This window comes from Rathayibacter sp. AY1F9, from assembly GCF_002932155.1.
Taxonomy (GTDB): domain Bacteria; phylum Actinomycetota; class Actinomycetes; order Actinomycetales; family Microbacteriaceae; genus Rathayibacter.
Map to the genome: position 1 here is coordinate 199,149 of NZ_PSVA01000003.1, position 9,761 is coordinate 208,909.

Consider the following 9,761-nt stretch of genomic DNA (forward strand, 5'->3'; position numbering starts at 1 on the left):
GATCGACTCCGTGCGGAAACAATCGCGTGCTTGGATGGGTTCCACTAAGCAGAGATCGAAGACCGAGTGCAGGAGGCCAAGTCATGTCGACCACAGCAACCCAGAACGGCGTGGACGAGCTCGCCGGTGCCCACCAGCTCTCCGCCGCCGACCGCTGCGACAGCTGCGGTGCGCAGGCTTACATCCGAGTGGTCGTGAACAACGGAGAACTGCTGTTCTGCGCGCACCACGGGAAGAAGTACCAGGAGAAGCTCTCCAGCATCGCGCAGAGCTGGCACGACGAGTCCGCCCGACTCTTCGAGGAGCAGCGCCCCTAGCGCATCCCCGATCAGCCCGGACGGCGCGTCAGCGCCCTACCGACCGACACCGAGCCGCTTCGCGATCACTTCGCGAGCGGCTCGTGCCGTTTCATCGACCAGGCGGAGACGCTCGTCCGACGGGGAGTAGGCGTCGCCGAGGGCGCGCCGCAGGATCGCGTCCGCGAGCGAGGGGTTCTTCGCGAGGACGGGGCCGTGCAGGTGCGTGCCCAGAAGGCCTCCCACCGCGTAGCCCTCGTGGCCGGCGCCGTCGCCGGTGCCGTGCAGCACTCGGCCGAGCGCGTGCTCGAGCGGGATCCCGGTCATCCGGCGCTCGTGGTTCTCGAAGCCGACGAGGACACCGCTCGGCGTCTCGACGAGGAGGTCGTCGGTCGCGCGCTCGCCCGTGACCGAGTCTCCGGGGAACAGTCCGATCCCCCGGGCGCCGCCATCGGCCGTGCTGATCGAACCGGCCAGCATCTCCCAGCCGGCCCCGACCGCGACCACCTGGGTGCCCTGGTCGACCCAGGCCCGCAGCGTCGGCGCGATCTCGTGGAGGAGGGCCAGGACGCCCGGGAGGTCCTCGTCCGCTCCCGTCCCGGCGACCAGGACGTCCGGACGGACCTCGGCGTCGGAGGCGGTCGCCAGCGGCACCACCTCCGCCTCGACGCCCGACCAGCGCGCCCGAGCCGCGAGGACCCGGGCGTTCGCCGCGTCGCCGTTGCTGTCCAGGACGTCGGGAGCGAGCACGGCGATGCGGAGGGTGGTCACGCGGTCTCCTCGCGGTTGGTGACGAGCTGCAGGTGCGCACGGGTGCGGCGCATCGAATCGGCCGAGAAGACGATGGTCTTCCGGCCGGAGGCGGGGGTCGGCAGAGCGAGGAACGCGTCGAGCGCGCGGCCCAGGTCCTCGTCGACGGAGTCGACGCGCACGCCGTCGTAGCGCAGGTGCAGCGCCGCCTCGTGCGCCTTCGACCCCGAGACGACACGGACGTGCCCGAGCACGGAGGTGTCCACGGGCCAGAAGTAGGAGGGGTCTCGGACGTCGGAGCCGATCGCGAGCATGATCTGCTCGGTCCCCTCGGGGATCTCCGCGATGTTCAGGCGGTAGCTCGCCGGGTTCTGGACCAGGACGAACTCGACCTCGTGGCCGCGCACGGTGACGATCTCGCCCCGCCCGAAGACGGGGTCGATGCTCGAGAGCGCGGAGGCGGCGAGGGCCGGGTCGAAGCGCTCGGCGAGCACGGCGCGGGCCGTGGAGACGGCCGCCGCGGCGTCCACCGCGTAGTGGACGCCCCGCGCGGGGAGCCGGACCTCGAGCGGGTCGCCGTCGCTGATGATGCGCGCGGCCGCTCCCGTCGTGCTCTCGACGACGGTGGTCGAAAGGTCGGTCCCGGCGTCCGCCTCTGCGGCGTAGCCGAGACCGCCGGACGCGGAGTCGCGGACGGAGGAGGAGACGCCGTACCAGCGGATCCGCTCGTCGGGGAGGGAGGTCGCGACATCGGCGACGTGGCGGTCGTCGGCGTTCAGCACGACGGGACCGGTCGCGCGGGAGGCGATGGTGCCGAGCATCCGGGCGACCATGGCCGGATCGAAGAAGCGGTCGATCTGGTCGACCACCACGTTCGTCAGCAGGACGACGCGGGGGCGCATCCGGGGCGCGAGGCGCGCGCCGTGACCCTCGTCCATCTCGAGGACGGCGATGTCCGCGTCGATCCGCCCGCGGAGGTCCGCCCTCTCCAGGAGCGCGGAGGTCAGCCCCTGGGCGATGTTGGCCGTCGACGGGTTGGTGAAGACCCGGAGCCCGTGCGCGCGGAGCACCGCGACCAGCATCTTGGTCGTGGTCGACTTGCCCGCCGATCCCGTGACGACCACGAGGCCGTCCCGGAACCCGTCGAGCACCGCGGGCAGGAATCCGGGCGCGACGCGGTTCACCACGAGTCCGGGCACGGCGGATCCCCCGCCGGGCTTCCGGACCCGCGCGGCGAACCGGGCGGCCCTTCCGAGGAGGACCGCCGGCGCGTAGCGGATCACCGGCCTACTCGAGGTAGTCGCGGAGCGACTGCGAGCGGGACGGGTGGCGGAGCTTGGCCATCGTCTTGGACTCGATCTGGCGGATGCGCTCGCGCGTCACGCCGAAGGTGTCGCCGATCTGGTCGAGCGTCTTCGGCATGCCGTCGCCGAGGCCGAAGCGCATGCGGATCACGCCGGCCTCGCGCTCCGAGAGCGAGTCGAGCAGCGACTCCAGCTGCTTCTGCAGCATGGTGAAGCCCACGGCGTCGGCCGGGACGACCGCCTCGGTGTCCTCGATGAGGTCGCCGAACTCGCTGTCGCCGTCCTCGCCCAGGGGCGTGTGCAGCGAGATCGGCTCGCGCCCGTACTTCTGCACCTCGATGACCTTCTCAGGGGTCATGTCGAGCTCGCGCGAGAGCTCCTCGGGCGTGGGCTCGCGGCCCAGGTCCTGGAGCATCTGGCGCTGCACGCGGGCCAGCTTGTTGATGACCTCGACCATGTGCACCGGGATGCGGATGGTGCGGGCCTGGTCGGCCATCGCGCGGGTGATCGCCTGGCGGATCCACCACGTGGCGTAGGTCGAGAACTTGAAGCCCTTGGTGTAGTCGAACTTCTCGACCGCACGGATGAGGCCCAGATTGCCCTCCTGGATGAGGTCGAGGAACTGCATCCCGCGACCGGTGTAGCGCTTCGCGAGGCTGACGACGAGCCGGAGGTTCGCTCCGAGCAGGTGGCTCTTCGCGCGCTGGCCGTCCTTCGCGACCCAGCGCAGCTCGCGGACGAGCTCCGGGCTGAGGTCGGTCGAGTTGGCGAGCTTGTCCTCGGCGAACAGGCCGGCCTCGATGCGCATCGCGAGCTCGACCTCCTCGGCCGCGTTCAGGAGCGCGACCTTGCCGATCTGCTTCAGGTAGTCCTTGACCGGGTCGGCGGTGGCGCCGGTGATCGCGGTCGAGTAGACCGGGACCTCGTCGTCCTCTCCGCCGAACGACAGGACGAGCGCACCGCTCGGGAGCGGCTCGGCCGGAGCGGCGACGGCAGCGGCGGCCGGGGCCTCCGGCGTCTCCGCGTCGTCCTTCGCGTCGGTCTCGGTGTCCTCGGCGACGACCTCGGTCTCCTCCTCCTCCGCCGCCTCGTCGGGCTCGACGGCATCGGTCGGCTCCTCCTCGGTGTCGGCGGGAGCGGCGGCCTTGGTCGTGGCGCGCGAGCGGGTCGTCTTGGCCGCGGTGGTCTTGGCCGCCGTGGTCTTCGCCGCGGGCTTGCGCGTCGCGGGCTTCTTGGTGGTCGTCGTCACGTCGTCGTCGACGGCGTCGAGCGTTGCGGTCTTGGTAGCTCTGGTGGCCATGGCGGCACCTCTCCATCCGTTGCGTCCCGGGAGCGGGCGGCGCGGGAGGGCGTCGTCCGTCGGTGGGCATTACGAGGACCCATGTCAAGTCGAGGACGTCGCACGCCCGACGTGGGCCTGGTGCTCCTCGACCCGAACGGGTCCTATTGACAATTATTGCACGTCTGAGTAGTGCAGCCGTGCGGTGCGGTGCGAGTGGGGCTCGATCCGGCGGGATCCGGGCCGTTCCGCTGGGACATCGCGTCTGCAGAAGGGCGGATCGACGGGGACGACCGTCAGCGCCCCGCGCGGCCGCGGCGCATCCGGTCACTCAGTGCAACCCAGAGAGGGGCCACGGTTATTCCCTCGTCCTCGGCCAGGCGGCGGCGGGTCCGGCGGCGCGCGACGAGGAGTCCGACGACTCCGGCGCCGACCACCACGTACTGCACGCACCACGCCAGGCGGAAGTGCTCGAGCGAGTAGGTCTGCTCGGAGGAGGCACCGGGACCGGCCAGTGCGTCGAGGATCAGGCCGATCGCGAACATCATCGTGAAGCTGGCCAGGAACCCGCCCACGTTGACGACTCCGTTCGCCGCGCCGAGGCTCCGCGAGGGGTTGAACGTGCGGGCGAAGTCGAACCCGATCATGGAGCCGGGGCCGCCCGCTCCGACGACGATCAGGAGCAGCACCACGAGCCAGTACGGCGGGACGCCGGGCCAGAGCAGCACGACCGTCCAGGCGACCGCCATCGCCGAGACGATCCCGAGCACGAGGTTGCTGCGGCGCATGGGGTGGCGGGCGGTCAGGACGCCGAGCACGGGCCCGACGACGATCCCCGCGATCACGACGATCGTGAGGGTCGGCGCTGCGACGGTCGGCGGCAGGCCGATCGCGTAGACGAGGAAGGGGTAGCCCCAGAGGAGCGTGAAGACCGTGCCGGAGGACTGCGTGACGAAGTGCGACCAGAAGCCGAGCTGCGTCCCCGGCCGGCGCAGGCTCACTCCGAGCTGCGCGATCGTCGCCCGGAGCGTCGGGGGCACCACCGTGATCGGCTCGGTGCGCGGCGGGACGTCGGCGACCAGGAGGAGCACGCCGAGGAAGGACACGGCCCCGAGGCCGGCGGCGCTGAGGAACGCGGGCTCCCAGCCGAACGTGTGGAGGATCGCCGCGAACGGGAGTGCGGAGAGGATCTGGCCCACCTGGCCGATGTTGCCGATCCACTGCGAGAGCTGCGGCACGATCGGTCCGCTGAACCAGGTGACCGTGAGGCGGATCACGGAGGTGAAGATCGCGGCGTCCCCCGCTCCCAGCAGGATCCGCCCGACGATCGCGACGCCGATGCCCGGCGCGATCGCGACCACGACCTGGCCCGCCATCATCAGTGCCGTGCCCGAGAGGATCAGGGTCCGCGGGCCGAACCGGTCGATCAGGATCCCGACCGGGATCTGCATCCCGGCGTAGACGATCAGCTGGACGACGGCGAGCGACGAGAGGACGGCGGCGGCCACTCCGAACCGCTCCGCGGCGTCCACTCCTGCGACGCCCAGCGTCGTGCGGTCCAGGACCGCGACGAGGTAGGCGAACGCTCCGGCACCGAAGACGAACCAGGCTCGACGATCACGCACTCGTCCGATCCTACGGCCGCTCAGGAGGCGGTGGGCTCCTCGCCCGGGCGGCGGATCGCGAGGAACTTCTCGAGCTCGGCGGCGATCGCGTCGGCGCTGGGCACGAAGCCGTCCTCGTCGGTGAGCGGCGAGCGGAGGCTCGTCCCCTCCATGTAGGTGTCGTGCCGCGCCTCGAGGGCCGAGACCAGCTTCTGCAGCTCATCGTTGCCGCCGACCTGCTCGTCGACCTTGCCGAGGAACTCCCGCCCGCTCTCGCGCAGGCGGTCCGTCGGGAAGATGAGGCCGGTCGACGCCGAGATGCTCTCGAGCGCCGCGACCGCCGCCTGCGGGTACTCGGTGTCCGACAGGTAGTGCGGGATGAGCAGCGCGAAGCCGACCACGGTCAGACCGCGCTCGTAGAGGCGCAGCTCGAGCAGGTGGAGGACGTTCGAGGGCACCTGCGTGTGCGGCTTCCAGACCGACATCGCCTCGATCAGGTCCTCGCGGTTCCCGCTCACGGTGACGCCGACGGGCCGGGTGTGCGGCACGGGCATCGGGATCGCCTGGACCCACGTGGTCGAGGCGACGTCGAGCCGCTCGAGGAGGGAGACCACCGCGCGGGTGAACCGCTCCCACTGGAAGTCGGGCTCGAAGCCGGTGAGCAGGAGGAACGGCTGGTGCAGCTCGTCGTGCGCGAGCGAGAGCCGGAGCATCGCAGGACGGTAGTCCGTCAGGTGGTCCTGGTCGAACGTGATGATGGGGCGGCGGGCCCGGTAGTCGAGCAGCTGATCCTGGTCGAAGACCGCGACTTCGCGGTGCTCGAGGGTCTCGAAGAGGTACTCCCCCAGCTGCCCCACCGCTCCCCCGGCGTCGGCCGAGCCGGTCAGGCCCGCGACGAGGTGCAGCCCGCGCGGGATCTCGGAGAGGTCGCCCTCGATCTCGAACAGGTCTTCCGGATCCAGCATGCGTCCAGTCTAAACGGGGGTCCCGGCGCCCCGTCCGGGTCCGCTGAGCCCTCAGCGAACAGCGCCTAGCATTGCCGCCATGCCCCTCTCCTCTCTCGAGTACTCGACCGTTCCCGCCTCCGACATCGACACCGACGCCCTCGTCCTCGGCGTCGCCCCGGGACCCGACGGTCCCCGGCTCGTCGGCGCGGAGGGCTTCGAGGAGCTGGCCCCCGCGCTGAGCGCGCTCGGCGCGACCGGCGCCGCCGAGACGCTCGTGCGCGTGCCGTCCTCGGTCCGTGCCGGAGTGATCGTCCTCGTCGGCCTCGGCTCGGCGGAGCCCGACGACACCGCGCTGCGGAACGCCGCGGGCGCCGCCGTCCGCCTGCTCGCGGGGTCCGCCTCCGTGGCCCTCTCCCTCCCCGCCGGCTCCGACGGCACGCTCGCCGCGGTCGCCGAGGGCGCCGCGCTCGGCTCCTACTCCTTCACCGCCTTCCGCGGCAGCACCGCCGCCGCGGCGAAGGCGCCCGTCGAGCACGTCGTCCTGCTGGGCGGCGGCGAGTCGGCCGACCCCGCCGTCCTGGACCGGGCGCTCGTGCTCGGCCGCGCGGTCGGCACGGTGAAGGACCTCGTCAACACTCCCCCGTCGCACCTCTACCCGCAGACGCTGGCCGAGGCCGTGCAGACCGGCGCAGAGGGACTGCCCCTCGAGGTCACCGTCTGGGACGAGGAGGCCCTCGCGGAGGAGGGGTTCGGCGGCATCCTCGGAGTCGGCAGCGGCTCCTCCCGCCCGCCCCGCCTCGTGAAGGTCGCCTATGCGCCCGAGGGCGCGAGCACCCACCTCGCCCTTGTCGGCAAGGGCATCACTTTCGACAGCGGCGGACTCTCGCTCAAGCCGCCGGCCTCGATGATCGGGATGAAGACCGACATGGCGGGCGCGGCGACCGTGTACGCCGTGGTGCGCGCCATCGCGGAGCTCGGCCTCCCGCTCCGCGCGACCGCCTGGCTCTGCATCGCCGAGAACCTCCCCTCCGGGACCGCGATCCGCCCGGACGACGTGCTCACCGTGCGCGGCGGGACCACGGTGGAGGTGCTGAACACCGACGCCGAGGGCCGGCTGGTGCTCGCCGACGGCCTCGTCGCCGCCAGCGAGGAGCAGCCCGATGCGATCATCGACGTCGCGACGCTGACCGGCGCCTCCGTGGTCGCCCTCGGCAACCGGACCGTCGGCGCTCTGGGCGACGACGAGCTGGTCTCCCGCGTCCTCGACGCCGCCCGCGCGGCGGGAGAGCCCTTCTGGCAGATGCCCCTCCCCGCGGAGCTGCGACCGCTGCTCAACTCGGACATCGCCGACATCGCGAACGTCAAGCCGGGCAACACCGCCGGCGGCATGCTCCTCGCCGGCCACTTCCTCCGCGAGTTCGTCGGGAAGCGCGGCGAGGGCGAGGACGCGACCACGATCCCGTGGGCGCACCTCGACATCGCCGGCCCCTCGAGCAACGGAGGCGGCGGCTACGGCTTCACCGGAGCCGGCGCCACGGGGGTCTCGGTGCGCGCGCTGATCGCCCTGGCCGAGGGCTTCGCGAGCGCGTAGTAGGGTCGACGGGGCGGGAGATCCCGCCTCGTCCCCCCTCCCGATCCGCTCGGCGCTCAGCGCCGGAGCCGGTCGGCCGGGAAGCGGGACCGCACGTCGCGAGGGAGTCACTGGGTGTCGGAAGAGCGCTACGACCTGGTCGTGCTCGGAGGTGGCAGCGGCGGGTACGCGGCGGCCCTCCGGGCGACGCAGCTCGGGATGAGCGTCGCGCTCGTGGAGCGCGACAAGCTCGGCGGCACCTGCCTGCACCGCGGATGCGTGCCCACCAAGGCCCTGCTGCACGCCGCCGAGCTGGCGGACGGCGCCCGCGAGGGAGAGAAGTACGGCGTGCTCTCGAGTTTCACCGGGATCGACATGGCGGGCGTCACGCGCTACCGCGAGGGCGTCGTCGCCGGCAAGTACAAGGGGCTACAGAGCCTCGTGTCCTCGCGCGGCATCACGGTCGTCACGGGCGAGGGCCGTCTCACCGCGCCCGGCACGGTGACCGTCGGCGAGCACGTGCTCCACGGCGCGTCGGTCGTCGTCGCCACCGGGTCCGCCTCCCGCACCCTCCCCGGCATCGAGATCGGCGGCCGGATCCTGACGAGCGACCAGGCTCTCGAGCTCGACCACGTGCCCGCGAGCGTCGTCGTCCTGGGCGGCGGAGTGATCGGCGTCGAGTTCGCGAGCGTCTGGCGCTCGTTCGGCGCCGAGGTCACGATCGTCGAGGCCCTCCCCCACCTCGTTCCCAACGAGGACGAGAGCGTCAGCAAGCAGCTGGAGCGCGCCTTCCGCAAGCGGGGCATCGCCTTCCAGCTGGGATCCCGCGTCGCGTCGGTCTCCCAGAGCGGGGACGGCGTCTCCGTGTCGCTCGAGAGCGGCGCCACGGTGGAGGGCGAGATCCTGCTGGTCGCCGTCGGCCGCGGCCCGGTGACCGCGGGCATCGGCCTCGAGGAGGCCGGGGTCCGCCTCGACCGCGGCTACGTGCTGACCGACGAGCGCCTGCAGACCTCCGTCCCCGGCGTGTACGCCGTGGGCGACATCGTTCCGGGGCTCCAGCTCGCGCACCGGAGCTTCCAGCAGGGGATCTTCGTCGCGGAGGAGATCGCCGGTCTGGGACCGCAGGTCGTCTCGGACGTCAACGTCCCGAAGGTGACCTACAGCGACCCCGAAGTGGCCTCCGTCGGCCTCGGCGAGGCCCGCGCGATCGCCGAGTACGGCGCCGAGCGCGTCGCCGTGTACGACTACGGCCTCGGCGGCAACGCCCGGAGCACGATCATCGGGACCACCGGCTCCGTGAAGGTCGTGCGCCTGGTCGACGGCCCCGTCGTCGGCGTGCACATGGTCGGAGCCCGCGTCGGCGAGCTGATCGGCGAGGCTCAGCTCATCGTGAACTGGGAGGCGCACCCCGAGGACGTCGCGCCCCTCGTGCACGCGCACCCCACTCAGAACGAGGCGCTCGGCGAGGCGCACCTCGCTCTGGCCGGGAAGCCGCTGCACGCCCTGTAGAACCACTGCGGTGCGGCGACCCGCCGCTTCCGCATCAGTAAGCTGGACATCGAAACACAAGCGTCTTAAGGAGACAGGCTCATGAGCGAATCCGTCAGCCTCCCGGCACTCGGAGAGAGTGTCACGGAAGGAACGGTCACCCGCTGGCTGAAGAACGTCGGGGACCGCGTCGAGGTGGACGAGCCCCTGCTCGAGGTCTCGACCGACAAGGTCGACACCGAGATCCCGTCGCCCGTCGCGGGAGTGATCGAGGAGATCCTCGTCCAGGAGGACGAGACCGTCGAGGTCGGCGCCGAGCTGGTGCGCATCGGAGACGGCTCCGGAGCCGCGTCGGCGTCCGAGCCCGAGGCTCCCGCTGAGGAGGCCCCCGAGGTCCAGGCCGCCGAGACCGAGGCCACTGACGAGGCGACCCCGTCGGTGGACGCCGAGAGCGACGCCGAGGCTCCCGCCCCGGCCGAGCCCGAGCCCGCCCCGGCCGCCGAGAAGCCCGCCGCCCCCGAGG

The 9,761-nt window shown here is 72.0% G+C and carries 9 protein-coding genes; 4 read left to right on the forward strand and 5 right to left on the reverse strand.

What is annotated here, in order from left to right:
- The first annotated feature begins 83 nt into the window (after positions 1 to 83).
- Positions 84 to 317, forward strand: coding sequence for a hypothetical protein (locus C5C37_RS04005; protein ID WP_068212876.1), 234 nt, complete (start codon positions 84 to 86; stop codon positions 315 to 317).
- Between the two features lie 36 nt (positions 318 to 353).
- On the opposite strand, the gene C5C37_RS04010 is transcribed toward C5C37_RS04005, so the two are convergent.
- The 5 genes from C5C37_RS04010 to C5C37_RS04030 all read right to left on the reverse strand — a co-directional run bounded on the left by C5C37_RS04010 (position 354) and on the right by C5C37_RS04030 (position 6,198).
- Complete coding sequence (locus tag C5C37_RS04010) at positions 354 to 1,067, reverse strand: type 1 glutamine amidotransferase (protein ID WP_146084429.1); 714 nt, start codon at positions 1,065 to 1,067, stop codon at positions 354 to 356.
- Positions 1,064 to 2,329 (reverse strand): Mur ligase family protein, encoded by a 1,266-nt coding sequence (locus tag C5C37_RS04015; protein ID WP_104338500.1) that lies wholly within the window; start codon positions 2,327 to 2,329, stop codon positions 1,064 to 1,066. Before C5C37_RS04015 ends, C5C37_RS04010 begins: the two co-directional genes overlap by 4 nt.
- Positions 2,330 to 2,333: 4 nt before the next feature.
- A complete protein-coding gene (locus C5C37_RS04020) occupies positions 2,334 to 3,650 on the reverse strand; it encodes an RNA polymerase sigma factor (RefSeq protein WP_104232561.1) in 1,317 nt (438 codons plus the stop codon).
- 275 nt (positions 3,651 to 3,925) lie between these two features.
- Positions 3,926 to 5,254 carry a nitrate/nitrite transporter gene (locus C5C37_RS04025; RefSeq protein WP_104338501.1) on the reverse strand — a complete coding sequence of 443 codons (1,329 nt, stop codon included), beginning with the start codon at positions 5,252 to 5,254 and terminating at the stop codon, positions 3,926 to 3,928.
- A gap of 20 nt (positions 5,255 to 5,274) precedes the next feature.
- Positions 5,275 to 6,198, reverse strand: coding sequence for a proteasome assembly chaperone family protein (locus tag C5C37_RS04030; protein WP_104238748.1), 924 nt, complete (start codon positions 6,196 to 6,198; stop codon positions 5,275 to 5,277).
- 79 nt (positions 6,199 to 6,277) lie between these two features.
- On the opposite strand from C5C37_RS04030, the gene C5C37_RS04035 reads away from it, so the two are divergent.
- The 3 genes from C5C37_RS04035 to C5C37_RS04045 all read left to right on the forward strand — a co-directional run.
- Positions 6,278 to 7,771 carry a leucyl aminopeptidase gene (locus C5C37_RS04035; RefSeq protein WP_104225226.1) on the forward strand — a complete coding sequence of 498 codons (1,494 nt, stop codon included), beginning with the start codon at positions 6,278 to 6,280 and terminating at the stop codon, positions 7,769 to 7,771.
- Positions 7,772 to 7,885: 114 nt separating this feature from the next.
- Positions 7,886 to 9,259: a dihydrolipoyl dehydrogenase gene (lpdA, locus tag C5C37_RS04040; protein ID WP_104292070.1), complete on the forward strand. Its 1,374-nt coding sequence runs from the start codon at positions 7,886 to 7,888 to the stop codon at positions 9,257 to 9,259.
- 81 nt (positions 9,260 to 9,340) lie between these two features.
- A partial coding sequence (locus C5C37_RS04045; protein ID WP_308471049.1) for a biotin/lipoyl-containing protein occupies positions 9,341 to 9,761 on the forward strand: 421 nt, incomplete at its 3' end.